Annotated in this window: 21 protein-coding genes; 7 read left to right on the top strand and 14 right to left on the bottom strand. The window is 59.2% G+C overall.

The genetic code is table 11. From position 1 onward, the window contains the following. The first annotated feature begins 241 nt into the window (after window positions 1-241). On the top strand, window positions 242-706 hold the full coding sequence (locus NYP16_RS09275) for an aminoacyl-tRNA deacylase (protein ID WP_274943852.1): 465 nt from the start codon (window positions 242-244) through the stop codon (window positions 704-706). Window positions 707-766: 60 nt separating this feature from the next. Here the strand turns inward: NYP16_RS09275 and NYP16_RS09270 are convergent, their stop codons facing one another. Beyond that, a complete protein-coding gene (locus NYP16_RS09270) occupies window positions 767-1,111 on the bottom strand; it encodes a RidA family protein (RefSeq protein ID WP_274943851.1) in 345 nt (114 codons plus the stop codon). Window positions 1,112-1,224: 113 nt separating this feature from the next. Between NYP16_RS09270 and NYP16_RS09265 the strand changes: the two genes are divergently transcribed. Both NYP16_RS09265 and NYP16_RS09260 read left to right on the top strand, forming a co-directional pair. Beyond that, window positions 1,225-1,992, top strand: coding sequence for a class II aldolase/adducin family protein (locus NYP16_RS09265; RefSeq protein WP_274943850.1), 768 nt, complete (start codon window positions 1,225-1,227; stop codon window positions 1,990-1,992). A gap of 87 nt (window positions 1,993-2,079) precedes the next feature. Then, window positions 2,080-2,454 carry a RidA family protein gene (locus NYP16_RS09260; RefSeq protein WP_274943849.1) on the top strand — a complete coding sequence of 125 codons (375 nt, stop codon included), beginning with the start codon at window positions 2,080-2,082 and terminating at the stop codon, window positions 2,452-2,454. Window positions 2,455-2,485: 31 nt separating this feature from the next. Here NYP16_RS09260 and NYP16_RS09255 read toward each other — a convergent pair whose 3' ends face one another. The 5 genes from NYP16_RS09255 to NYP16_RS09235 are packed head-to-tail and all read right to left on the bottom strand — an operon-like array spanning window position 2,486 to window position 9,362. Continuing rightward, on the bottom strand, window positions 2,486-3,151 hold the full coding sequence (locus NYP16_RS09255) for a GntR family transcriptional regulator (protein WP_274943848.1): 666 nt from the start codon (window positions 3,149-3,151) through the stop codon (window positions 2,486-2,488). A 30-nt stretch (window positions 3,152-3,181) separates the two neighbouring features. Further along, window positions 3,182-4,411, bottom strand: coding sequence for a metal-dependent hydrolase family protein (locus tag NYP16_RS09250; RefSeq protein ID WP_274943847.1), 1,230 nt, complete (start codon window positions 4,409-4,411; stop codon window positions 3,182-3,184). Between the two features lie 14 nt (window positions 4,412-4,425). Beyond that, window positions 4,426-5,619, bottom strand: coding sequence for an MFS transporter (locus tag NYP16_RS09245; RefSeq protein ID WP_274943846.1), 1,194 nt, complete (start codon window positions 5,617-5,619; stop codon window positions 4,426-4,428). Window positions 5,620-5,628: 9 nt separating this feature from the next. Beyond that, window positions 5,629-7,299 (bottom strand): hydantoinase B/oxoprolinase family protein, encoded by a 1,671-nt coding sequence (locus NYP16_RS09240; RefSeq protein ID WP_274943845.1) that lies wholly within the window; start codon window positions 7,297-7,299, stop codon window positions 5,629-5,631. Beyond that, window positions 7,296-9,362, bottom strand: coding sequence for a hydantoinase/oxoprolinase family protein (locus NYP16_RS09235; RefSeq protein ID WP_274943844.1), 2,067 nt, complete (start codon window positions 9,360-9,362; stop codon window positions 7,296-7,298). Before NYP16_RS09235 ends, NYP16_RS09240 begins: the two co-directional genes overlap by 4 nt. A gap of 314 nt (window positions 9,363-9,676) precedes the next feature. Between NYP16_RS09235 and NYP16_RS09230 the strand changes: the two genes are divergently transcribed. After that, window positions 9,677-11,938, top strand: a complete 2,262-nt coding sequence (locus tag NYP16_RS09230; RefSeq protein ID WP_274943843.1) for a TonB-dependent receptor — start codon at window positions 9,677-9,679, stop codon at window positions 11,936-11,938. Between the two features lie 98 nt (window positions 11,939-12,036). Then, complete coding sequence (locus NYP16_RS09225; RefSeq protein WP_274943842.1) at window positions 12,037-13,317, top strand: NAD(P)/FAD-dependent oxidoreductase; 1,281 nt, start codon at window positions 12,037-12,039, stop codon at window positions 13,315-13,317. Between the two features lie 179 nt (window positions 13,318-13,496). Here NYP16_RS09225 and NYP16_RS09220 read toward each other — a convergent pair whose 3' ends face one another. Then, window positions 13,497-14,747 (bottom strand): D-amino acid dehydrogenase, encoded by a 1,251-nt coding sequence (locus NYP16_RS09220; RefSeq protein ID WP_274943841.1) that lies wholly within the window; start codon window positions 14,745-14,747, stop codon window positions 13,497-13,499. 23 nt (window positions 14,748-14,770) lie between these two features. After that, window positions 14,771-15,901, bottom strand: coding sequence for an alanine racemase (gene alr / locus NYP16_RS09215; protein WP_274943840.1), 1,131 nt, complete (start codon window positions 15,899-15,901; stop codon window positions 14,771-14,773). A gap of 172 nt (window positions 15,902-16,073) precedes the next feature. On the opposite strand from alr, the gene NYP16_RS09210 reads away from it, so the two are divergent. Beyond that, window positions 16,074-16,535, top strand: coding sequence for an Lrp/AsnC family transcriptional regulator (locus NYP16_RS09210; RefSeq protein ID WP_274943839.1), 462 nt, complete (start codon window positions 16,074-16,076; stop codon window positions 16,533-16,535). 8 nt (window positions 16,536-16,543) lie between these two features. On the opposite strand, the gene NYP16_RS09205 is transcribed toward NYP16_RS09210, so the two are convergent. Next, entirely contained in the window at window positions 16,544-16,702 is a 159-nt protein-coding gene (locus NYP16_RS09205; protein WP_274943838.1) for a hypothetical protein, read from the bottom strand. Window positions 16,703-17,045: 343 nt separating this feature from the next. Between NYP16_RS09205 and NYP16_RS09200 the strand changes: the two genes are divergently transcribed. Then, window positions 17,046-18,905, top strand: coding sequence for a methyl-accepting chemotaxis protein (locus tag NYP16_RS09200; RefSeq protein ID WP_274943837.1), 1,860 nt, complete (start codon window positions 17,046-17,048; stop codon window positions 18,903-18,905). A gap of 61 nt (window positions 18,906-18,966) precedes the next feature. On the opposite strand, the gene NYP16_RS09195 is transcribed toward NYP16_RS09200, so the two are convergent. From NYP16_RS09195 to NYP16_RS09175, 5 genes are read right to left on the bottom strand one after another with little or no spacing between them, the layout of a single operon-like run. Then, entirely contained in the window at window positions 18,967-19,398 is a 432-nt protein-coding gene (locus NYP16_RS09195; RefSeq protein ID WP_274943836.1) for an SRPBCC family protein, read from the bottom strand. An 11-nt stretch (window positions 19,399-19,409) separates the two neighbouring features. Next, complete coding sequence (locus NYP16_RS09190; RefSeq protein WP_274943835.1) at window positions 19,410-20,726, bottom strand: NAD(P)/FAD-dependent oxidoreductase; 1,317 nt, start codon at window positions 20,724-20,726, stop codon at window positions 19,410-19,412. A gap of 5 nt (window positions 20,727-20,731) precedes the next feature. After that, a complete protein-coding gene (locus NYP16_RS09185; RefSeq protein ID WP_274943834.1) occupies window positions 20,732-23,074 on the bottom strand; it encodes a xanthine dehydrogenase family protein molybdopterin-binding subunit in 2,343 nt (780 codons plus the stop codon). Beyond that, window positions 23,064-23,552 carry a (2Fe-2S)-binding protein gene (locus tag NYP16_RS09180; RefSeq protein ID WP_274943833.1) on the bottom strand — a complete coding sequence of 163 codons (489 nt, stop codon included), beginning with the start codon at window positions 23,550-23,552 and terminating at the stop codon, window positions 23,064-23,066. The genes NYP16_RS09185 and NYP16_RS09180 overlap by 11 nt, the downstream gene beginning before the upstream one ends. Beyond that, window positions 23,549-24,325, bottom strand: coding sequence for an FAD binding domain-containing protein (locus NYP16_RS09175; protein ID WP_274943832.1), 777 nt, complete (start codon window positions 24,323-24,325; stop codon window positions 23,549-23,551). Before NYP16_RS09175 ends, NYP16_RS09180 begins: the two co-directional genes overlap by 4 nt. Window positions 24,326-24,461 lie beyond the last annotated feature (136 nt).

The raw sequence follows: 24,461 nt of genomic DNA, 5'->3' as shown, positions 1-24,461 counted from the left end.
ACTGTCCTCTAGCCTCAGCCACTCCCGCAACTCCTGCCCGGGTCAGGTTTGTCTCGGCCCAAGCATAGCTCCGCGCAAGAATATTACACAATCATCCGGCCGCGTCGCCATCGCCTGATCGGGGCAAACAGTATATAATAGCTATACAGGACAATTTCGCTGGACGGTTTCGAGGCAGCTCAATCTCTCGCGTCCCTGCCTCCCGGCCGCCTGGTCATCATGACGGAGACGGATCATGGCCATGGCAATGAGTATGCGCGACTATCTGAAAGATAGTGGCATCTGGTACGAAGAACTCCACCACCCCCATGAAGTGACCGCAAGCCGGATCGCGCAGACCTCGCATGTAGCTGGGCACCGGCTGGCCAAGGCGGTTATGCTCAAGGGCGATGGCGGCTATCGGCTGGCGGTACTGCCAAGCACCTGCAAGGTCGATCTCCATGAACTGTCGCATATGCTGCGGGAGCGTATCGGCCTCGCCACCGAAGACGAAATCCGCACCGCCTTCGCCGATTGCGACATCGGAGCCTTGCCGCCCATGGGCCATCTTTACGGCATGAAAGTCTGCCTCGACGATGGACTGCGCAGCCAGTCGGACATCTATTTCGAAGCTGGCGACCACGAAACCCTGATCCATATGAAAGGACAGGATTTTGAACGCCTGATGACCCATGCCGAACGTGGCCAGTTCGGCCGCCATATCTAGATGCAACAAAGCCTTCCCAAATTGGGAAGGCTTTGTTTTAAAACCCTGTTCCGTTGAGGATCAGATCGCCGCAGTGACGATGATTTCCACCAGCCAGCCGGGGCTTGCGAGCTTCACCTGGCCGGTGGCGCGTGCCGGAGCACAGCCTTCCGGCAACCAGGCTTCCCAGGCGGCGTTCAATTGATCGAAATATTTGAAATCGTCGATCCAGATGGTCGCGTTCAGAAGCTTGGTCTTGTCGCTGCCGGCCTGCGCCAGATAATCGTCGATGTCGGCCAGAACCTGACGGATCTGTTCTTCGAACGGCGTGCCTTCCTTGCCAACCATACCGCAAAGATAAACGGTGTTGTTATGAACGACGGCATGGCTCAGGCGCTTGCCCGTATCGATGCGTTGAATGCTCATGAGAATCTCCCGATGTGAATTGCACCCAAGCGGTATACGCAATTCGCACCCGGTCGCAAAGTCCTTAAATCATGCTGACAAGCCCGGAAATCCGGGACCACAGGAGACGTGCCATGACCGCCATGCACCCCCTTCCTTCGCTCAAGGATCAGGTCAGCCCCGAGGAATGGCAAACCCGCGTTGATCTCGCCGCCGCCTATCGCCTGGTGGCCGCAAATGGTTGGGATGATCTGATCTTCACCCATCTGTCCGCCCGCGTGCCCGGCCCACAGGAGCATTTCCTCATCAATCCCTTCGGCCTGCTGTTCGCCGATGTCACGGCGTCCAATCTGGTCAAGGTCGACTGCGACGGCATGATCCTCAGCCCCACCACCTACCCCGTCAACCCGGCCGGATTTCTCATTCACAGCTGCCTGCATCACGCCCGACCCGATGTGACCTCGGTCATGCATACTCACACCGTCGCGGGCATCGCCGTCGCCGCCCAGGAAGACGGTCTGCTGCCCATTTCACAAATGGCCCTGACCATCCTGAACGAGGTGAGGTATCACGATTACGAAGGCATCGCCCTCAACCCCGACGAACAGAGCCGCCTGGTCCATGATCTTGGGCCCCGGCATATCCTGATTCTGCGCAATCACGGGCTTCTTGTCGCCGGACGTAGCATTGCCGAAGCCTATCTTCTGCTGAGCTTGCTGGAAAAGGCCTGCGCCATCCAGCTCGCCGCGCATAACGGGAGTGCTCCCCTCCTGATCCAAAGCCCCGCCATGGCGGCTCTGGTTCACAGTCAGGCGAGAAACGGCTTCGGATCGGCGGCGCAGATTGCCTGGGCCGGGCTCAAACACCGGCTCGATCGCACCATGCCAGATTACGCTGAATGAGCTCAAAACCATTCAATTATAAGGCAAAATGCCCTAGACTGGCGGCCATCTGATTCCTCCCCCCAGCTTCTGAAAGACCTTCAACCTATGCAGAAAATATCATCGGGTTCTCCCTTTGAAGCCCTCGCCGGATATTCGCGCGCCGTCGTCGATGACCTTTATGTGCATGTCTCGGGAACGGTCGGTGCCGACCCCGAAACCAAAGCCATCCCCGAAGACGCCGAAGCGCAAACCCGCAATATTTTCCGCATCATCGAAGACACCCTCACCACCGCCGGAACCGATCTGACCCAGGTCACAAGATCCCGTGTCTATGTCACCGACATGAGCCATCTGGGCGCAGTGGTCAAAGTGCTCGGTGAAAAATTCGGCGAGATCCGCCCGGCCAATACCACGCTCATCTGCGGCATCCCCGCCCCGGGCGCCAAGGTCGAAATCGAAGTGACGGCCCGACGCAAATAAGAAAAAAGGCGGGCCCTAAAGCCCGCCTTTTTCAGCCCTTCCGAGCGCGATCAAACGTCTGAGCCACGTCATGTTCGTTCCAGACGATATGCTTCCGCAGAGCATCCACCGCCTCAACAAACTTCCCTTCCTCAATCAGGTCGATCAGGGACTGATGTTCGGCATGGCTTTCCGCAAGACTTTCCATCGACAGCGACCGCTGCATCTTCAGATAGCGGTCCGCGCGCAGCAAAAGCTGTTCAAGAACCTGCATCGCCAAAGGCAGATTGGCCGGCTCATAAAGCGTCTTGTGAAAGGCCCAGTTCAGCTCCGCCCACTGGCTGAGATCCTGACAGGAGCGTGAGGCCGCGAGATGCTCCTTCGCCTTGGACAGATGCTCCGCCGTCAGATGCGGCAAAGCATGTTCCAGAAGATAAGGCTCGACCATGTTGCGCAGGCTGTAGATTTCCCGCACCTCCTTGATCGACAATTTGGGAATCAGCGCCCCGCGATATTTTTCGCGAATGACAAAGCCTTCGGCCTCCAGCAGGGCAAGCGCCTCCCGCACCGGCAGGCGACTCACGCCAAGTTCCTGGGCGATGCTCTCCTGCCGGAGAAACTCGCCCTCTTGATAAAGTCCGCCCAAAATGCGCTGGCGCAACACCCGCGCAACTTCAGCGGCCGTAGTATTGCGCTCGATCTGTTGCAATTGAGACACGAATATTCCTCGCCCTAAACCCCCGACGTCCTAGTTTAGGAAGTTCTTGTAGAATTTACCATCTTTCATGATGGCCATGAGGTGGGATCCGTTGTCTTGCAGACGCGTCAGGTCCTCCAGCGGATTACCATCGACCACCAGAAGATCGGCCAGCGCCCCCGGCCGGATACAGCCAAGCCGGCCGGTCTGGCCAAGAATTTCAGCATTCATGGACGTCGCCGACTTCAGAATATCCATGGCCGGCAAGACCTCCCGACGCAGCGTGAATTCCTTCGACTGGGCAACAATCATTTCGCCCATAAGGTCGGTGCCAAAGCCCATCTTCACCCCGGCATCGCGGCAGACTTCAAGCATCTGCAACCCGGCGCCATTGACGTCGCGCAGCTTCTGCTTGACGGTCGAACTCAGACCGTAAGCATCTGCATTCTCATAAGATTCCGTGTAGCAGATCAGCGTCGGCACCATATAAGCCCCGCGCTCGGCCATGAACTCAGCCGTCTCGGAATCAACGAAATTGCCATGCTCGATGGTCCGCACGCCGCATTCAACAGCGCGGCGGGTGCTGTAGGCCGTATAGGAATGCGCCGCCACATAGGTACCGCGTGCCGCTGCTTCCTCAACCGCCGCACGGATTTCATCCATGGAATATTGCGTGTTTTCAAGCAGATCGTTCGGAGAGCCCACACCGCCCGAGACCAGAAGCTTGATATGGTCGGCGCCCTTGCGCAGTTCCTCACGCACGGCCCAACGTACATTGTCGGACCCATCCACGATCCGCCCCATGATATCGAGCGCGCTGGTGCAGCTGCAGGGCAGTTCTTCCCGCGTGCGATGACGGTGATCACCATGACCGCCGGTCTGGCTGAGTGCCCGACCCGACACGAACAGGCGCGGCCCCTCCATCAGCCCCATATCAATGGCCTGCTTGATCCCGAAATCGCCGCCCGCCACATCGCGCACCGTGGTGAAGCCGCGCGCCAGCATATCGCGCACCCGGGGAATGGCGTGGGCCATCATCAGGGTATGCGGCATGCCTGCCGTCTTCGACTGATTGAGATGGATGGCATAGACATGCACATGCGCATCGATCAGCCCCGGCATCAATGTTTTGCCTTTAAGGTCAAACCGTTTGACGGTCTCGGACCGGTTCCGCTCGTCGCTCACTTCGCGAATGACATTGCCGTCCACCAACACAGACATGCCCTCACGCGGAGTATCGGACAGGCCATCGATCAAGGTGCAGTTTTCAAACAGAAACATGACGTTTTTTCCTCTCAAGAAACGGCCGGGGTCTCAGCGACGCCCTGGCTCCGCAGCCGCGGCGCAATCATCGCCACAAGCGCAATCACAACAACAAAATTAACAACGGCGGCCCAGGCCAGCCCGCTGTAGCCGAAACTGTCCGCCGTATAGCCGCCAAGAAGCGCGCCGAGGGATCCTCCGGCGGTCATGGCCGCAGAAGACGCCGCAGCCAATCGTCCGGCCGGATCGGCCAGCGACAGAATGCCCATGACATAAGGCACAATAAACAACGCCATGATCAGGAACAGCGGCACAGTTCCCATATAAAGCCAGCCAAGCGGCACATAAACCATGGCCATCACCACCAGAATTTTGATAGACGTCGCCGTAATGATCGGCTTCGTATATCCAAACCGCGTATCGATCAGACGCGCCAGCGAAGGCCCGCCAATCGTCAGGAAAGCCGCAAGCGACAACACCGCCCCGATTTCCTGCAGGCTGAGATCAACCCGCGTGCCAAGCCGTTCAATAAAGGTCCAGACCGCGTTATGACCGGTCCAGAGAATGACCAGAGCGCCAAGCGCCACATACCCATAGGCCGGGATATCGCGCAGCCGCCCGCCCTTCAATTCCGTCGCGGCCAGCGTCCGGTTCGGGAACCAGTATAAAAACACCATCCCAAGCCCGGCCACAGCCGCCATCATCAGGAAGGCCCCCGCAGCACCATTCATTTTAATGAAGGTCGGCACCACGAGATAAAAGACCGTCGAAAACACCGCATAAGACACGTTCAAAAGGGCAAAGCCCCGGGTCGGATGCGACGTCCCGGCCACCAGACTGAAAGTGATCGCAACCACCAGTCCCTTGCCGACGCCCGTCAGCACACGACACATCGTCAGCATGCTGGCGCTGTCCGCATAAGCCGCCATCAGATTGCCAAGCAACAACAACACAAGGCCAACCGATGCCGTCAGTTTGGCGTTGAAGCGATGCACCTGCACCGCCACCACCACCGACACCAGCGCCACCGCCATGAACTCAATGGAGGCGATGCTGCCGGCTTCTTTTTGGGTGAGACCAAGGTTATCGATGATCGCCCCGATCCACAGAGGCATGACCATCTGCGACGAAAAACCGGTGCAGACCACAAAAATCAGCGCAAACATCTGCAGCGGGGAAAAATCATTCCCCGCTCCTCTTGCGCGCGTTTGAGCCGGCGTCGCCATACTGAATCCTCAGACTGACTGTTGATAAATGCTGCGGGCAGAGTCACTGCTCACACTGCCGTCAAGCAGATCTTCCCGCAGCGCCTGCTGCGCGCGGGCCGTCGGATCACCATAGCCACCGCCACCACCGGTTTCAGCAACAAAGCGGTCGCCGGTTTTAAGCTTGATCTGTTCGACCTTATTGATGACAACGCCCGTGGCCGAGCCTTGTTCATAGATCGTGACCTTGGGGCTCGCACCGGCTTCGCCGCCGAACAATCCCCATTGCGGAGTCTTCGCACGATCGAAATGAAGCGTCACCCCGGCATCGGCCAGAAGCTCATATTCCTTGACCACATTCATGCCGCCCCGGAACTCGCCCGCGCCACCACTGTCGACGCCGAATTCAAGCCGGTTGATGCGTACCGGCACCCGAGCTTCCAGCGTCTCCACCGGCATGTTGCGGAAATCGCCCGCCGCCGAATGAATGACCGCGCTCGCGCCGTCGCCACGGCAGGACGCACCCCAGCCGCCATCCAAAGCCTCGCCACTCATGAAGCCCTTGCCGGTGCACGGATCCTTGCCGATGACAAAGATATTCCATGAATCGCCCGGCAAGCCACCGGCCACGTCCTTCGGCAAAGCCGGCGACAAAGCCTTGATGATAAGATCGAGAAGCAACATCACCGGATGCGGCCGCATGCAGGGTGCGGGATCTTCCGCATGGAAGATCGAACCCGGCTCAGACACAACATCCATGGCGCGGAAGCTGCCGTCATTGATATCGGGTTCAGCATCCGGATAAAGCAAAGCAAGCGCCAGACGCACCGCCGACACCGTGTTCGGGAAGCCCGTATTGAGATTGCCCGGACGCTGCGCGCTTGAACCCGTGGTGTCCACGGTCATATGGTCGCCCTTGATGGTGACCTTGACCTTGACGATGACCGGCTCATTGGTCACGCCGTCATTGTCGGAGCAGCCATCGGCCTCATAAACGCCATCCGGAATGCTTGCGATGAAGGCGCGGAATTTGGCTTCAGTCGCATTGAAAATGCCGTCGGTCGCCTGCTTCAATGTGTCGCGGCCGAACCGCTTCGACAGCCAGCGCATGCGTTCGGCACCCAGACGCAAGGCGGCAATCTGCGCCTTCAGATCGCCCATGAGCGTCTTCGGCGTACGGCTGTTAATGCACAGGAGATCCATGACATCCTGCACCCATTTGCCGTCACTCATGATCTTGGTCGGACCCCAGCGCATGCCTTCCTGGAAGATATTGCGGCTGTTGACCGGGAAGCCCGGCTCGGCGGTGCCGATATCATGCCAATGGGCGCGGATGCACAAAAACCCATCGATCACGCCATCCGTCGCCACCACGCCGATGACATCGACGTCGTTCAAATGGCCACCGGTCATATAGGTGTCATTGACGGTGAAAACATCGCCGTCTTTCAGATTTTCAAAACCATATTTAGCGATCATCGCCTTGAGGCCCGCATCAAGCCCGCCGGTGAACAATGGCAAGCCCGCATACTGGCCAAGCAACCGCGCTTCGCGATCAAACAGCCCGATGCCATAGTCATGGGCTTCGTAAATGATCGGCGAATAGGCGCTGCGCGCAATCACCGCGCTCATGTCGTCGGCGATGGCGTTATAGGCGTTGCGAATGACTTCGCTGGTGATCGGATCAGTGGTCTGCGTCATTGCGCGGCCTCCCGCATAATCAGGACAAGATTGCCGAGTGGGTCAATGGACGCCACGAAATCCGGCGGCACGATGGTGGTGGCGGTCGCCTCTTCAACGACCAGCGGACCGGGGTAATCCACGCCGGGCGTCAAACTATCCCGGGCGATGAACTGCGTATCCGTGCTTACGCCATCGAACAGAACGCTGCGCGTCCGTGTTGTCGCCCCGCGATCTTCCTCGATACGCGACGCTTTGGCAAAGGCTTCAAGATCCAGACTGGTGCGACCGATCGCGCGCAGACGAATGGTGGCGATTTCCACAATTTCATCCGGGTTGCTATGGCCATAGGTGCGTTCATAAGCCGCATCGAACGCCGCCCGCACCCGCGCATTATTCGCAGCCGCATCAGCGCCCGGCACGAACAGGTCCGCCTCAAGCGGCACCGAAATCGCATATTCCTGGCCCAGGTAGCGCAGATCCAATGCCCGCACAAAGGTGATACGATCGGCCTCAGCCCCTTCATTCAGCAAACGCTGACCGAGCTGGTCTTCAAATGGCGCAAAGCGGTCGCCAAGCACCCCCCAATCAATCCCGGCAAGCGGCTGAAGCGCCGTCTCCGAGGCATCATGAATAAGATCCGACTGCAACATGCCCCAGGCCGAAAACGCTCCGGCCGACTGCGGCACAATGACTTTCGGAATCCCAAGCAGCCGCGCGATATCCGCCGCATGCATGGGCCCTGCGCCGCCATATGCCACCAACGCGAAACTGCGTGGATCGATCCCGCGACGCACCGTGATCGTGCGAATGGCATTGGCCATCTGCTCACTGATGACATCCAGAATGCCCTGCGCTGCAACATCGGTTTTCAGTCCGAATTGATCGCCGAACTGCGTGACTGCGTCGCGCGCCAGTTGCGGATAAAGTTCAAGCCCCGAGCCAAGCGTGCTGTCATCGCTCAACCGGCCAAGCGCCAGATTGGCGTCGGTCACGGTGGCTTCCGTGCCGCCCTTGCCATATCCCGCAGGCCCCGGACGCGCGCCCGCACTTTGCGGACCGACACGCAACGCGCCCTTGTCATTCCAGCCAAGCGACCCGCCGCCCGCGCCAATAGTATGAATATCCACAAGCGGCGCAAGAATCGGGAAACCGCCGACTTCACGTTCCGTGCGGATCGCGGAGTCGCCATCCACAACCAGGCTCGCCTCAAAGCTTGTGCCGCCCATATCAACGCAAATCAGATTGGCGTCGCCATTGGCAGCCAGCGCCCGTCCGGCCACATTGCCGCCGACCGGCCCCGACAGCAGCGTCAGCACGCCTTTGTCTTTCGCTTCTTCGGCACTGATCAAACCGCCATTCGACTGCAACAGGAACAACCGCGTGTCATCCCAGGCCGACAAAGCCGCCGTCAGTTTTTCCAGATAAAGCTTCAGAACCGGCGACACATAAGCATTGATCACCGCCGTGCTGATGCGTTCATATTCCCGCCATTCGCGGCAGGTGTTGAACGAGGCCGAGACGAAAATCTCCGGCACCAGCGCCTTCAGGGTTTCTTCCACAAAGCGTTCGTTCTCGTCATTGCGGTAGCTGTGCAGGAAGCAGATGGCGACACTTTCAATGCCTTCCGCCCGCAGCTTTTCGGCAATGGCCTTGATTTCCTCAACCTCGGGACGCTGAAGCACCGAGCCATCGGCCGCCATGCGTTCGCTGACCTCATAAATATGCTTACGCGGCACAAGCGGCGCCGGATAGCGGAAATGCATGTCATAGGGCTGCTGCCGGTTGCCGCGGCGCATTTCATAGACATCGCGAAAACCCCGGGTGGTCAGCAGCGCCGTCTTCGCGCCCTTCCGCTCCAGGAACGCGTTCAAGTGAACGGTGGTGCCATGGAGAATCGTCGCCGGCTGGTTTTTCGCCACCCCCGCCGATTCGAGAGCCGCGACCACAGATGGGAAAAACTCCGGCGGCGTGGACGGAACCTTAACTGTTTTCAATGCCTTGGCGGCCGGATCAAACAACACAAGATCGGTGAAGGTGCCCCCCACGTCGATCCCTACAAATACACGGTTTTGGTCGCTCATTCCCGCTCCTGCTCTATCTCAGAGAATCCACAGTCTAAGCTCTTGAGAGCTTCTTATGCATCTGTCGAAGCATGCCTGGTTCGAGCTGTGGCCGAACCGTCACGCTGACACCTTATCCAAGACATATCGGATAATGGATATTGTATCCAATCTTTTTTGATGCTAAATCCAACTCAATCGAATGTTCAATCGAACCGTCAAAAATATGGCCATGAGCATCAAGGTCAGAGGGCGGTCCAATCTCAACCGCGAGCACGCCCAATCTCAACCGCGAACACGCAAGGTGTTCCGGCACTCAGGAGGAATAGAGAGACATGAGCCTTCACCGCATTCAAACCCCAAGCCTCAAGGCCCGCCTCGGCGTTCTCGCCGGTGGATCCTTGCTGGCGCTGAGCGTCGCCCTCCCCGCCGCTGCGCAAAACGCCGTCACCGGCTTTGAAGAAATCGTTGTCACGGCCCAGCGTCGCGAACAGAATCTTCAGGATGTGCCGATCTCCATCAAAGCCATGAGCGGCGAACAGCTCCAGGCTCTGCAGATCACCAAGGCCGCCGACATCTCAGCCCTGACCCCGGGTCTTTTCGCGTCGGGATCGCGCGGCGATTCCAATCCGATTTTCGCCATTCGCGGCATCGGCCTCAATGACAGCTTCTCGAACAACAACCCGACCGTCGGCGTCTATATCGACGAAGTGGTGCAGCCCTTCACCCCGCTCCTCGGCTTTGCGCTGTTTGATATCGAGCGCGTCGAAGTTCTGAAAGGCCCGCAGGGCACGCTCTATGGCCGCAACACCACGGGCGGCGCCATCAACTTCATCTCGAAAAAGCCGACGCAGAACCTCGACGCCTACGCCAGCGCATCCTACAGCCGCTTTAACCGTCTCGACCTCGAAGGCGCTGTTGGCGGCGGCCTGTCCGATACGCTCGCAGTGCGTGTATCCGGCAAGACCACGCAGCAATCCGGCGGCTGGCAGACCAACGACGTGACCGGCGAAAAGATTGGCGACAAGGATTCAAAGGCTCTCCGCGCGCAGATCCTGTGGACCCCGACCGACAATTTCGAAATGCTCCTCAAGGGCGACCTGTTCAAGGACCGCTCGGATCAGCAGCTCCGCGAACATGTGGGTTACTACCAACGCGGTGCGGCCTTCGGAACACCCTGCCAGGGCGCCATCCTCGGCTTCCGTGATGAAAACAATTGCGTCGACGCCCTCGGCTATTCCAATACCAATCCGGACCGCCGCCATGTGGCAAACAGCGAAGTCTACGGTCATGAAAGCATCACGACCGCCAAGGATCTCGCCCTCAACATGAAATGGGATCTCGGCAATGTCGTGCTGACCTCGGTCACCGGCTACACCGATTACAACCGCGTTGCCGGCGACGATTCCGACGGCAGCCCGCTCATTCAGCTCGACAGCCAGTTCACGGACGACATCAAGGCCTTCAGCCAGGAACTGCGTCTCGCCTCCAATAACAGCGGCCCGGTGACCTGGGTTGTTGGCGGCTTCTATTCCTGGGACCGCATCAATGGCGATGTACTGCAGGCGCTCGACGATCACTTCTTCCACACCCGCGTCGATACCAGCTGGAAACAGACCACCAATTCCTACGCCCTGTTCGGTCAGGCCGAATGGCAGTTCGCCGACAAATGGCGTCTGACCGGCGGTCTGCGTTACACCAACGAACGCAAGTCGTTCGCCTATGACTCGATCGATCTCAACCCCTATGGCGATTCAACCCTGCCGATGCCGGTTGCAGGCATCAACGACAAGCTGAAACAGGATAACGTTTCGGGCAAGATCGGCCTCGACTTCCAGGCCGCTGATGATCTTCTGCTTTATGCAAGCGCCAGCAAGGGCTTCAAGTCCGGCGGGTTCAAGGGCGCCATCGCCTTCAACGCAGCCGAGCTTGAGCCGTTCCGCGGCGAAAATCTCTATGCTTATGAAGTCGGCGCGAAATCAACCCTGTTCGATGGCCGCCTGCAACTGAATGCCGCCGCCTATTACTATGACTGGAAAGACTTCCAGGCCTTTGTGACGGAAATCCGCGCTGGCGGCATCAACGTCATCGTGCTGAACAATGCCGGTGACGCCCGCGTCTATGGCCTTGAACTTGAAGCCACGGCGCGTCCGGTTGATGGCCTGACGGTTCAGGCTTCGGCCAACGTCATGAACACCAAGGTCAGAAAGATCAACCCGGCCGTTGAAGCCGATTATCTTGGCAACCAGCTTGCGAATTCCCCCGAATTCGCACTGAGCGGTCTCGTCCGCTATCAACTGCCGATCGAAGCTCAGGGCTTCGGCAGCTATGTCCTGGTTGACGGCTCCTATCGCAGCAATGTCTACTATTCAATCAACAACCGTGGCCAAAGCGCCCAGAAGGGCTATGTCCTCCTGAACGCACGCGTCGCGGTTACCAGCCTCGACAACCGTTGGGAATTTGCTGTTTGGGGTCGCAACCTGACCAACAAGCTCTATGTCAGCAACTCCTACGACAATTACGGCGGCATTTTCCCGTCGCAGAACTTCCTTGGCGACCCGCGCACCTATGGCGCAACGCTGAGCTTCAAATACTAAAAAAGACTCGTTGAATACTCCTGTGTGATCTTTGAAGTGCAGGCTGGTCCGAAAGTGTTTCTCCGATCAGCCTGCGCTTTTTCTTTGAACGAAATTTCATGTCCAATTTACCGACCAATCTCTGGCGTGCCACCGCAGCGCCGCTCCTTAATTTTGCCCAGCTCGAAGGCGAGACCCGCGCCGATGTCACCGTGATCGGCGGCGGCATCATGGGAGCGATCACGGCCCTGACGCTTGCGCAAAGCGGCGTCTCCGTCGCGCTCATCGAAGCGGAACGCATTGGCGAGGGTGCCTCCTCCCGCCCCGGCGGCTTTGTCGTACCGCATTTCACCTTTGCCGGTCCGGCGCAAGCCATCGCCAGCCTCGGTGCCACCGGCGAACGACTTGTGCAAGCCGTAGGCCATTCCGCCACCCGCGTTTTCGATCTCATCAAACAGCATGATATCCACTGCGACGCCCAGCAGGGCGGCTGGTATCAGCCCGCCGCCGGAAAAATAGCCTGGGACCGCGTGCGCGCCGTGGCCGAAGACTGGCAGGCCCATGGCTTCAACGTCGATATCATGAACGGCGAAGAAACCCGCGCCCGCACAGGCGTCGGCGGCTACACCGGCAGCTGGATGGTGCCCACGGGCGGCACGCTGCATCCTTTAAATTATACGATCGGGCTGGTTCTCGCAGGCCATAAAGCCGGTGTGCGCGTCTATGAAAGCACGCCTGCCACCGCCATCACACGCAATGGTCAATGGTTCCGCATCACCACCCCGCGCGGCGCGATCCTGACCGAACGTGTGATCAATTGCACCAATGCCCAGGCGAACGGCCTCGCCCCCGAATTTGAAAAATCCATTGTGCGCATGAAAATCTGGCAATGCGCCACCACGCCGATCCCTGTTCACGAGCGGGCCCGCCTGTTCAAGAACGGCGAAAGCCTTTCCGATACCCGTGGCAATCTCTTCACCTATCGCTTCGACCGCGACTGGCGTCTGATCACCGGCGCCGTCACCGCCTTCGGCATGCCAGGGCAAATGGCTGCTCACGTCATGGCCAAACGGCTGCACAAGCATCTGGGCTTCTCGGCGGTCCCAACCATCGATTACCTGTGGAGCGGCAAGGCCAGCGTCACCCGCTCCCGCCTGCCGGAAATCGTCATCGGCAATGACGGCATCATCTCCCTCAGCGCCTGCAACGGACGCGGCATCGCCCTCTCCACCGTGCTCGGCGAAGCCGTTGCCAAAGCCGTCAGCGCCAATAATTTCGACGCCCTCCCCGCCCCGGTGGTCAAGCCAAAAGGCGGCCTCGACATCACCCTGCAACAGACCCTGGCCCCGTTCTACCCCTATTACAGCTGCGTCACCGACTGGCTGAACGAACGGGCCTGAGAGCAGGCAGTGTCGGCCATGGCTGACCGGTATAAGTTTCAAAACACACTGTCATTGCCGGGCTTGACCCGGCAATCCATCTCGCCAGCAGTTTGCCGGTTGACCCATGGATTGCCGGGTCAAGCCCGGCAATGACAGTATTTTCAAACCGTAACTGCGCCTCAGAATAACGCCCTTCCTCAATAACGCGCCAAACTCAGATCGCTCGCATCAATGTCAGACGCACGCCCACTCAACTGATCGGCCAGAACCCGGCCCGATCCGCAAGCCATGGTCCAGCCAAGTGTGCCGTGACCGGTATTAAGATGGAGATTGCTATACCGCGTCCCGCCCAGAATGGGCGTGCCGTCCGGGGTCATCGGGCGATGCCCGGTCCAGAAACTTGCCCGCGTCAGATCGCCGCCGTCCGGGAACAAATCGCCCACTGAAAATTTCAGCGTTGCTTCCCGTTCGGCGTAAAGCTTCGGACTGTAGCCCGCAAGCTCAGCCATCCCACCAACGCGAATGCGATCGCCAAGCCGGGTGATGGCGATTTTATAGCTTTCATCCATGATGGTCGACATCGGCGCGGCATCGGCATTGGTGATCGGCACCGTGATGGAATAGCCCTTGACCGGATAGACCGGAATGGAAATGCCGATCCGCTTCAGCAGCAACGGCGAATAGCTGCCAAGCGCCACCACATAGGCGTCGCCCTCAACCCGACCATGATTGGTGGCCACCCCGGTCACCCGGTCCCCCGCCGTCTCGATGCCGTCGATCCGCGTGTTATATTGAAAGACAACCCCAAGCTCTTCAGCCTTCGCCGCCAGACGTTCCGTAAACATCTGACAGTCGCCGGTTTCATCCTGCGGCAAGCGCAGACCGCCGATGATCTTGCCGCGCACCTTGGCCAGCGCAGGCTCGGCCGCAATGCAGCCCGCAGGGTCCAGCAACTCATAAGGCACGCCATAGTCCTTCAGCACGGCAATATCCTTCGCCGCATCGTCCAGCTGCTTTTGCGTGCGGAACAGTTGCAGCGTGCCAAGGCTGCGTTCGTCATAACTGATGCCGATCTCCGCCCGCAGATCGCGCAGCACATCACGGCTATATTCCGCCAGCCGCACCATCCGCGATTTATTGAGGGCGTAACGCGCCGATGTACAGTTGCGCAGCATCTGCGCGATCCAGATCCACTGCGCCGGATCAAGCTTTGGCCGTACGATCAGCGGCGCATGTTTCATGAACAGCCATTCGATGGCCTTAACAGGCACCCCGGGGCCAGCCCAGGGCGAGGCATAGCCGGGCGACACCTCCCCGGCATTGGCGAAACTCGTTTCAAGCGCCGGACCGGGCTGACGATCGATCACCGTCACTTCATGACCGGCCCGCGCCAGATAATAGGCGGAGGTCACACCGATGACGCCGCTGCCGAGAATGATTACACGCACTGTTTTGTCTCCGCTTTCAACCGTCACATCTCATAGACGCGGTGATGCCGCCGTCCGAGACTGGTGAGAATTTCATAACCATTGGTCCCCGCATCCCGCGCCACATCATCCGCCGCTTGCGAGGCCCCAAGCAATTCCACAAAATCGCCCGCCCGCAAAGCATCCGCCGCAACCTCGCTCACATCAAGCGTGATGCTGTCCATGGACACGCGTCCAAGGATCGGCAGGCGCTGCCCCTTGATATAAGCCGCGCCGCAATTGCTCAGATGGCGGGGCCAGCCGTCGGCATAGCCGAGCGAAATCGTCGCCACCCGGGTCACCTTATCCGCCACGAAACTCGCGCCATAGCCCACAAAAGCCCCGGCCGGAATATCCCGGATCTGAATCACCTGCGCCTCAAGGCGCACCACCGGCAGCATCGGGTTCGGCTGCCCCGCAACGGGTGCAAGGCCATAAAGCGCCGCCCCCGGCCGAGCTAGGTCATAATGATAGTCCGCCCCAAGAAAAATCCCTGCCGAATTGGCAAAGGACGCCGGTGCCGCAGGCAGCCTGGCCCGCAAAGCCTCAAAACCTGCAAGCTGCGCCCGGTTGGCCGGATGCTCCGGCTCATCGGCGCAGGCGAGATGGCTCATCACCAGCCGAATATCAAGCCCGGCCAAGGCCGCGGGCGTCAAAGCCGCAACCTCAGCTGGCGACAGCCCAAGCCGCGACATGCCGCTATCCAGCTGCAGCACCGCAGGCAACGACAACCCAAGCCCCCGTGCCCAGGCACCCCAACGATCCAGTTGATCCCGCCCGTTCAGCACCGGAACAAGTCCCGCCGCCGCACAAGCCGCCTCAGCCCCGGGCGCGAGGCCGTTCAGAATATAAATCTCCGCATCTTCCGGCAGGGAGCCCCGGATCGCCAGCCCTTCCGCCAGCTGGGCGACAAAGAAATGGCGGCAGCCATCCGCATAAAGCACCGGCACGATCTGAACAGCCCCAAGGCCATAGCAATCCGCCTTGACCACAGCGGCAATGGACGCAGGCGCCACACGCGCACGCAACATCCGGTAATTCTCCCGGATCGCGCCCACATCTATGACCAGTCGGCTCAAAGCCCCGATCTCATCCGTCTCGACCCCTGCGGAACGCAAGGACAGCTTACCCGCCATGATGACAATCCCGACCGACAAAGCATGCTACCCGCAACATGCCATCCCATATAAGACCACTCCAGCCCCAGAATATTCGCAAATTATTCGAATTTTTGCTTATTTATTCGCATAATTGACCAATTTATGTTAAATATGGAATTATATTTTAATATATTGGCAGAAATCGCATATGACACCGCTTGACGCCGCCGACCGCAAGATTATCCGCGTCCTTCAGACCGACGGACGCATCAGCAATTCAAGCCTCGCCGCTGAAGTGGGGTTATCGCCCTCGGCCTGCCTGCGCCGTCTGCGCCTGCTGGAACAAAGCGGCGTCATTCGCGGCTATACGGCCATCATAGACGAACAGATACGCGAAGACATGGCGGTGGTGATCGTACAGATCACCCTCGAACGCCAGACCGAGGCCTATTTTCGGAAGTTTGAAAATGCCATCCGCAAATATCCGGAAATTCGCGAATGTTATCTGATGACTGGCGGCTCTGATTACCTGTTGCGAGTCGAGGCGGCAAGCACCACGGATTATGAACGGATCCACACGGAATTATTGTCAAACCTGCCCGGAGTCGCGCGTATTCACTCAAGCTTCGCCCTGCGCAACGTCACCCGCAGCCTGCGCAGCCGCGACTGAGTCCCTGTTCAGGCTGTGAAAATCGCGACCGACACCATGGCGATAACAGCTATGACCATGGAAATGCCCAGCACATAACGCATCGCATGCAGCTCCAAACCTTGTCGCGCTTGCTGCGTCGTCAGTTCAATTTCAACATCATCGTCATGCGGCAGTTCGATGGCCATCACGGCCTCCTTCCCCTCATGGGGCCCGAGCGTGGGTTTCCTGACCGTTTATTCTGATCGTTTTATTGTGATCCTCTCTGCTGTCGCTGGCCAGAGAAAACGGAAAAACACCCAACCTGCCCTTAAAACCCTGCCAATCCTGGAAGAAGCAGGCTTTTCACCCCTGGGACACTACTGCATCAGTTTTCATTTTCGGCCCTTAACCCTCTCTTAACTGCACTTAGTTCAAAATAAATATTCTGAATTAAACATACAAATAAAAATCAGAAAACAAGGCAATCGTAGTTTCAGGGACAAGACAAACTGGAAAATTCACAAAGATGGTTTAAAGGGGCAAAAAACCATGCGTCATTTTTTCCTTTCGGCAGAGTCTCGCTCGCGAAAAGACCAATTGGCCGCTCTCGACAGATCCCAGGCAAGAATTGAGTTCAAGTTAGACGGAACAATTCTCTCCGCAAACGAAAATTTCCTCGCCACGTTGGGCTATAGCCTGTCAGAAATTGAAGGCCGCCATCACAGTCTTTTTGTTGAATCTGGTTACGACAAGACCCCCGAATATCGCAACTTCTGGTCCGCTCTGAAGCGCGGCGAATTTCAATCCGGGGAATTTCTCCGCACTGATAAAAAAGGCCGCAATGTCTGGCTGCAGGCTTCCTACAATCCGATTTGCGACGCCAATGGCATGCCCTATAAAATCGTTAAATATGCCAGCGACATCACGGACCAAAAAAAACAAAACGCCGATTTTGCCGGACAGGTCGCCGCCATCAACAAATCCCAGGCGGTGATCCAGTTCGACAAGGACGGCGTCATCCTCGACGCCAACGAAAATTTTTTGAATGCCGTTGGTTACAGACTGGATGAAATCGCCGGGCAGCACCATCGCATGTTCGTCGAAAGCAGCTATGCGGCAAGTGTCGATTATCGCAATTTCTGGACCGCCCTCAATCGTGGCGAATATCAGGCCGCCGAATACAAACGGCTTGGCAAAAATGGTAGGGAAATCTGGATTCAGGCCTCCTACAATCCAATTCTCGACACGAAGGGCAGAGTGACCAAAGTCATCAAATATGCGACAGACATCACAACGCAAACACTCCAGAATGCCGATTATGCAGTACAAATTTCCGCCATCAGCAAATCTCAAGCGGTCATCCAGTTCAATATGGATGGCACCGTCATCTCGGCCAACGAGAATTTCCTCGGTGCGCTTGGCTACAGCCTTGAAGAAATCCGCGGTCATCACCACCGCATGTTTGTCGCACCGGCAGAGGCCCACAGCACAGAATACCGTGATTTCTGGGCCGCCCTCAATCGCGGTGAATATCAAGCGGCCGAATATAAACGGCTTGGCAAAAATGGTACGGAAATCTGGATTCAGGCCTCCTACAATCCCATCATGGATATGAATGGCCGCCCCTATAAAGTTGTGAAATATGCAACCGACGTCACGCGCGAAGTCATGGCCCGCATGGAAAGCGATCGCGCCCGTCAAATCATCTCCGATAATCTGAGCGAAATCGACGACGCCATCTCGAACGCCAATCAGCAATCGACCGATGCCTCAAGCGCGTCCATACAAACTTCCAGCAATGTGCAGATTGTCGCCGCCGGGGCCGAGGAACTGAACGCCTCAGTGCAGGAAATCGCCAATGCCATGCAAAAGTCGAAACTCGCCACCGACAATGCCTATGATCGTCTGCAAGCGGCCGATCAGGCAACGCAGCGTCTGACCAGCGCCGCTCAATCCATGGGCGGGATCGTCGAGGTTATTCAAAACATTGCCGGTCAGATCAATCTTTTGGCCCTGAACGCAACCATTGAATCCGCCCGCGCCGGTGACGCTGGACGCGGCTTCGCGGTGGTCGCCACCGAAGTGAAAAATCTGGCCAATCAGGCGGCCGATGCCACCAGCCGCATCTCGCAGGAAATCGTCGGGATGCAAGGCGTTTCCGACGAAGTGGTCAATACGCTCGGAACCATCCGACAATCCATTGAGTCAGTGCGGGAATATACCGTCGGTACCGCAAGCGCCGTCGAACAACAAACCGCCGTCGCGCGCGAAATGTCGCAAAACATGCAAACCGCCGCCATTGCCGTGCAGACGATCACCGACAATATCGGCCATATCGCAACAGCAACGCAACGCGCCAACAGCTCCACCCGTCAAGTCCGCGAGGCCGTGCTGGCCCTGTCGGCCTGAGTAAACGATAAAAAAAGCTGCGGATCCTGAGATCCGCAGCTATCAAAATCGTCCCATAACCTCAAGCTTCAACCAGCTTGCGCAGATCTTCCAGAAGCTGCGCCTCCATGGTTTCCCACATGACCTGCCACTCCGCATCCGTCATGCCGACAGCGGTGAAGTCGCAATTGATCTTCACAAAACAGGCATCCGGCCCGCTTGGCGTCACGCGGATGCGGCCGACATAATCGATCACCTGCAAAGGTCCGGCATCGATCACGCGATAGACATTGAGCCTGTCGCGGTCATCGAATTCAATCAGCCGTTCACTGACCGGCAATCCCTCATGCAGATGCAGCGTGCGGACCGCACCAAGTTTTTGTTCGGAGCCATCGAACTCGACAGATTTGAACAGCGACGACCCGGTAAGCTTCTTGACGCCGAACCAGGTCAGATACTCCCAAACCTTTTCGGCTGGCGCTTCATACCGTGCGGTCACACAAGCTTGTCCCATTGAGGCACTCCTTATTTAACTGGGTTAGAATAGGTTTTATCGGTTATCCGGCTGAGCGGCCCGGCCAACGATCTCACAAGACGCGGCACTGCCTTCTGCAACGGCACCGGACGCGGATCGAGGAACGGCAGGCGGCATGTCTCCTGCCGTGCCCCGCCCATGACATAAGCCGCATATTCCTGACCGGCGGCAGTCGCAGCCGCGATCCCCTGACCGGAATAACCACCAACTGCACAAACACCATCAGCCAAAGCCAAGGCACGCGGCAGCCGTTCCTGCGGAATGCCCACAAGACCAATCCAGAAATGATCCCAACGCAGCTCAGGCACCGCCCCGTAAAGCCGCCGGATTTTTTCCATCACCGGCCGCGCCACCTGATCCGCGCTGTCATCATCCCCGCGCGGCGGCAACAGCGATGCCACCAGCCTGTTGGAGCCATCAAGCTTGAGCCACAGCGGATTATTCTTATTGCCATCCGCCACCGGAACTCGCGCCCGGAAGGCCGTCGCCACATCCTCAGGCAAAGGCGCCGTCGTCACCATGGCCACCGGAATCTGATAATAGGTCCGCTCCAACCCCGGCCATAAGGACGCATGCGCCGCATAGCCATCGGTGGCGATCAGCACCTGCCGCGCCAGCACAACGCCCGCCGCCGTGGTCACCCGCCATTGCCCGGCCGAAGGCGTGATCCCCAAGGCCGTCGTCTCGCCATAAATCTCCGCCCCCGCCGCTTTCGCCGCCCGCGCGAGCCCGCGCACATAGGCCAACGGATTGAACGTTCCGCCATCCGTGAACAAAAGCCCGGCACCGAATTTCCCGCTGCCCGTGCGCGCCCGCAACGCCTCCCGGCTGAGATCCGAAATGCCCGCGCCACAGCTGCGCCATTCCTGCCCAAGCGTCTCTAATTTCGCCTCAGCCCCGCGATTATGCGCGGCCACGACAATCCCACGCCCGTCAAAATCGGCATCGATCCGGTGCCGCTCCAAAAGCTCCCGCACGAGACGCGGACCGCCCGCCACCATCTCATTGAGCCGCCGTCCCCGCTCCCGCCCCAAAAGCTTTTCAACGCTGCTCGGACTGTGATCGAGATAAAGCGACAGAAACCCGCCGGCATTCCGCCCCGACGCGCCAAACCCCGGCTCGCGCGCTTCAAGCACGGCGACCGATCGCCCGCCCTCGGCCAGATGCAAGGCCGCCGACAAGCCAGTGAACCCCGCACCAATGATGACGCAATCCACAGACCGCTCACAATCCAGCATCGGATAAGACGCCCGCTCCCGCGCCGTCGCGGCCCACAGCACACGATCAAACGCAAACGGACCCCGCATCCAGCTCATCCCTTCATGGCCGCAAACAAGCGCGGCGGCGACAATGGCAAAGTCGTCAGCGCCACGTCATAGCCCATGGCATCCTGCACCGCGCTCGCAATGGCCGCGGGCACGGCAATAATGCCGCTTTCGCCCACCCCCTTCACTCCGGTCGGGGAAAAAGGCGTCGGCGTCGATCTGTGCAACAGCGAAATATTCGGCACATCTGCAGCAAAGGGAATAAAATAATCCTGCATGCTGAGGATCAGCGGCCGCGCCTCCGCATCAAAATGAAGCTCCTCATAAAGCGTCGCGCCGATCGCCTGCACCGCAGCCCCGATCACCTGTCCGTCGACGATCTCAGGATTGATCTGAATGCCGCAATCATGGCCATAAGTCATGCGTTCCACCGTCACCACGCCGGTTTCGGTATCAAGCTCGATCTCAACCGCCACCGTGCCGTAAGACACCGCAAGCCCCGGAGGATCGTAAGACGCCCGATCCTCAAGTCCAAGCTCAAGCCCCTCCGGCACCGTCGCACCGAAATAAGCTTCCCGCCCGATATCGGCAAAGCTCACCCGCCGTGTCGGCTCGCCCTTCACCTGCACGCCACGCTGACTGATCACGACATCGTCCAGATCGGCCCCAAGCAGATGCGCGCCCCAGGTCCGGAGCCGCAACGCAAGCTTCCGCGTCGCCAACATGACCGAGGCCCCGCCAACCCCAGCCCCACGACTGCCGCCACTGCCATAGGCGGTATAAGGCCCAAGCAGACTGTCCCCGCAACTGATCTCCACATCCTCAAGCGGCACGCCAAGCTCGTCGGCGCAGATTTGCGTCAGCACCGTCTCGATGCCCTGCCCCATGGGCGTCTGACTGCTGAACAGCCGCACATGCCCGCTTGGTTCCATGCGGATGCTTGAAATATCAAACCCACCGCTATTAACGCCGACCATCTTACAGAGCGCCGAGGGACCGAAATTCGTCACCTCCGAATAACAGGCAAAGCCCTGCCCGCGCCGTTTCGTCCCCGTCGCCACGACACGCCCCGGCTCATAACCGAACTGCGCCAGCGTCTGATCCATCAACCCGACATAATTCCCGCTATCCAGCACGATCCCGGTCGGCGTCGCTTTTGGCAAGTCACTTTCCGGCACCAGATTGCGCCGCCGGATCGCCGCCCGGTCCAACCCAAGGCGATGCGCCGCCAAATCCAGCGCCCGTTCCAGCGCAAAGTTCGCCTCCGGCTGCCCGAACCCGCGATAGGCCCCGGTCGGCGTCTTGTTGGTGACCACCGCCAGCGTCTCGATATCAATCAAATCCACCGCATAAGGCCCGGTCAGCAAGGCCCCGGTGATCCAGGCCGTGCCCATGGACGTTGCATAAGGGTCTGCTCCCTTATCCAGCACCACAGTGGCCCGCAAGCCCAACAGCTGCCCGTCCGCCGCAAAAGCGGCCTCAAGATCCACCCGTTCATCCCGCCCATGGGTCGAGGCGACAAAGGCTTCCGCCCGCTGTTCATGCCAGCGCACCGCCCGCCCGGTTTTCAACGCGGCCAGGGCGACCAGCGTCTCCTCGCCAAAGGCGCAGGCCTTCATGCCGAACGACCCGCCCACATCCGGCGCGATCACCCGCAAATGATGCTCGGGAATATTGAGGCAGCCCGCCAGCGCGCCGCGTACCTGATGCACCGATTGGGTCGAGACCCAGACCGTCAGACCATTGCCAACCGCATCCGGCACCGCCACCACGCCACGCGGCTCAAGCGACAAGGCATGCACACGCTGGGTCGTGAAGCGGTCTTTCACCACCACAGCCGCCGTCGCCGCACAGGCGTCAAAATCGCCCGTCTTCCAGACCTGCCGCCCCATCACATTGTCAGGCCAATGATCATAAAGCTTCACCGCATCGGCCGCGAGCCCGGCGTCCATATCAGCCAGCACCGGCAACATTTCATACTCCGGCACGATCAGACGCAACGCCTGCCGCGCCGTATCAAGATCCCGCGCCACCACAGCGGCATAGGGCTGCCCCACATACCGCAGCCGATCTTCCGCCAGCGCCTTCAGGTTGGATTGCTGCTGCCCCGGCAAATCCCACAAGGACGGCTGCGCCCCTAACCTGGCCATATCGGCCCCGGTCAGCACCAGCTCGACCCCATCAAGCGCCCGCGCCCGCGCCCCATCGACCTTGATCAATCGCGCATGCGCCACCGGGCTCCGCGCCACCAGCAACACCAGAGCATCCGGCAATTTCAAATCGGCGGCATAGCGACCGTGCCCCTCGACAAAGCGCCGCAAATTCCTGTTCGGTACCGACTGCCCGACGGCCGAGGATTGCCCCGCCCCTGAAAACTGATCAATAGTCATGACCACCTCGCACCAAACTCTGCACCAGCCGCACAATGGGTTGATAGCCGGTGCAGCGACAGGCCACCGCACTCAAGCGATTGCGGATCACCGTTTCATCACCGTGATCGCGGACGCTTTTATCCGTCAGATATTCGCGAATGACCGCCATCATGCCCGAGGTGCAGAACCCGCATTGCGCCCCGTAATATTTGACAAACGCATCCTGAATGGCCACCGACAACGGATCGCCGCCATAGCCTTCCGCCGTCTCGATCCGCGCCCCGTCCGCCTGCGCCGCAAGGGTCAGACAGGCGCGCACGCTCTGCCCGTTCATCAGAACGGTGCAGCTGCCGCAAACCCCTTCTTCGCAACCAACCCGCGTCGCCGTCAGCCCCAGATGATCACGCAACAACCCGGCCAATGTGGTGAGCGGCGACACCTCCGCCCGCTTCTCGCGATCATTGACCGTGCAACCTATGGACAGCATCCCGCTCATGCCAACACCCCCTCCAGACGCGTAACCAGCCGCTCCGCCATGGCGCGCCGGTACTCAAGTGGAAACACCGGATCGCCCAGCGCCGGATAGCGCCCCGCAACCTCATCAATCCACTCTGTCCCCCCATGCCCGCACACCGGCCGATCCACCAACCCGCCAAGCGCCAACCGCAATCCCTGTTCCGTCCGCAAACCGGCCAGCGACACCACAGCGCGCCCGAACGACCGCCGCGGCATCAGCTCCAGAAATGCCCCGGCCTCATCGCCCAGCGGCAATTCCAGCCCCAAAATCACATCCCCCGGCGCAAGCGCCGTTTTATTTGGCCCAAGAATAAAATCCGCCATGGCCACACGCCCGCGCAGCGTCACCACCGTGCCGCCATACAGCAGCGCCACCAACGGCAATTCCGCCCGCGCATCAGCCCAGGCCAGACAGCCCCCCACAGTGGCCCGATTGCGAATGGTGACATTGCCGATATGACCAAGCGCCTGCACCAGAACCGGCAAACGACGCACAGCCTCAAGCCCCAGAAGCTCCGCCACCGTCAGCCCCGCGCCGAGAAACAGCACCCCATCCGCAAGCCGCCACTCGCGCAGTTCGACAACCCGAGTAAGATCCAGAAGACGACCCGGCGCCACATAATCCGCGGCCAGCGCCTGCCGCGCGAGATGCGGCAACAAACTCTGCCCGCCCGCGACCAGCAGCCAGTCCCCCGCGTCCCGCGCAAGAACCTCACGCACCCCAGCCAAAGAAAGCGGCGCCTCATACCCCATACCGAGCCCTCCCTCATGCCTCACCGTTCCCCAACAGTTTCATGCGCCCCCCAAGGCTCACAATCCATCTTTAAGGATAGGTGACAAATGACATCAAGAAAACGGATAGCCATTCCGACACATCAAGGTGCCAGAA

Origin of the sequence: Govania unica (assembly GCF_027920805.1) — a bacterium.
In the GTDB taxonomy this organism is placed as follows: Bacteria; Pseudomonadota; Alphaproteobacteria; order Sphingomonadales; family Govanellaceae; genus Govanella; species Govanella unica.
Note: the sequence above shows the minus strand (reverse complement) of the source record. Positions and strands in the feature narration are given on the sequence as shown.

Coding starts and splice junctions, on each gene's coding strand:
- NYP16_RS09270 (WP_274943851.1), bottom strand. CDS start 1,111: ATGAGCATTCAACGCATCGATACGGGCAAGCGCCTGAGCCATGCCGTC.
- NYP16_RS09260 (WP_274943849.1), top strand. CDS start 2,080: ATGCAGAAAATATCATCGGGTTCTCCCTTTGAAGCCCTCGCCGGATAT.
- NYP16_RS09240 (WP_274943845.1), bottom strand. CDS start 7,299: ATGACGCAGACCACTGATCCGATCACCAGCGAAGTCATTCGCAACGCC.
- NYP16_RS09200 (WP_274943837.1), top strand. CDS start 17,046: ATGCGTCATTTTTTCCTTTCGGCAGAGTCTCGCTCGCGAAAAGACCAA.
- NYP16_RS09190 (WP_274943835.1), bottom strand. CDS start 20,726: ATGCGGGGTCCGTTTGCGTTTGATCGTGTGCTGTGGGCCGCGACGGCG.
- NYP16_RS09175 (WP_274943832.1), bottom strand. CDS start 24,325: ATGGGGTATGAGGCGCCGCTTTCTTTGGCTGGGGTGCGTGAGGTTCTT.
- NYP16_RS09210 (WP_274943839.1), top strand. CDS start 16,074: ATGACACCGCTTGACGCCGCCGACCGCAAGATTATCCGCGTCCTTCAG.
- alr (WP_274943840.1), bottom strand. CDS start 15,901: ATGGCGGGTAAGCTGTCCTTGCGTTCCGCAGGGGTCGAGACGGATGAG.
- NYP16_RS09225 (WP_274943842.1), top strand. CDS start 12,037: ATGTCCAATTTACCGACCAATCTCTGGCGTGCCACCGCAGCGCCGCTC.
- NYP16_RS09245 (WP_274943846.1), bottom strand. CDS start 5,619: ATGGCGACGCCGGCTCAAACGCGCGCAAGAGGAGCGGGGAATGATTTT.
- NYP16_RS09275 (WP_274943852.1), top strand. CDS start 242: ATGGCAATGAGTATGCGCGACTATCTGAAAGATAGTGGCATCTGGTAC.
- NYP16_RS09195 (WP_274943836.1), bottom strand. CDS start 19,398: ATGGGACAAGCTTGTGTGACCGCACGGTATGAAGCGCCAGCCGAAAAG.
- NYP16_RS09205 (WP_274943838.1), bottom strand. CDS start 16,702: ATGGCCATCGAACTGCCGCATGACGATGATGTTGAAATTGAACTGACG.
- NYP16_RS09230 (WP_274943843.1), top strand. CDS start 9,677: ATGAGCCTTCACCGCATTCAAACCCCAAGCCTCAAGGCCCGCCTCGGC.
- NYP16_RS09235 (WP_274943844.1), bottom strand. CDS start 9,362: ATGAGCGACCAAAACCGTGTATTTGTAGGGATCGACGTGGGGGGCACC.
- NYP16_RS09185 (WP_274943834.1), bottom strand. CDS start 23,074: ATGACTATTGATCAGTTTTCAGGGGCGGGGCAATCCTCGGCCGTCGGG.
- NYP16_RS09265 (WP_274943850.1), top strand. CDS start 1,225: ATGACCGCCATGCACCCCCTTCCTTCGCTCAAGGATCAGGTCAGCCCC.
- NYP16_RS09250 (WP_274943847.1), bottom strand. CDS start 4,411: ATGTTTCTGTTTGAAAACTGCACCTTGATCGATGGCCTGTCCGATACT.
- NYP16_RS09180 (WP_274943833.1), bottom strand. CDS start 23,552: ATGAGCGGGATGCTGTCCATAGGTTGCACGGTCAATGATCGCGAGAAG.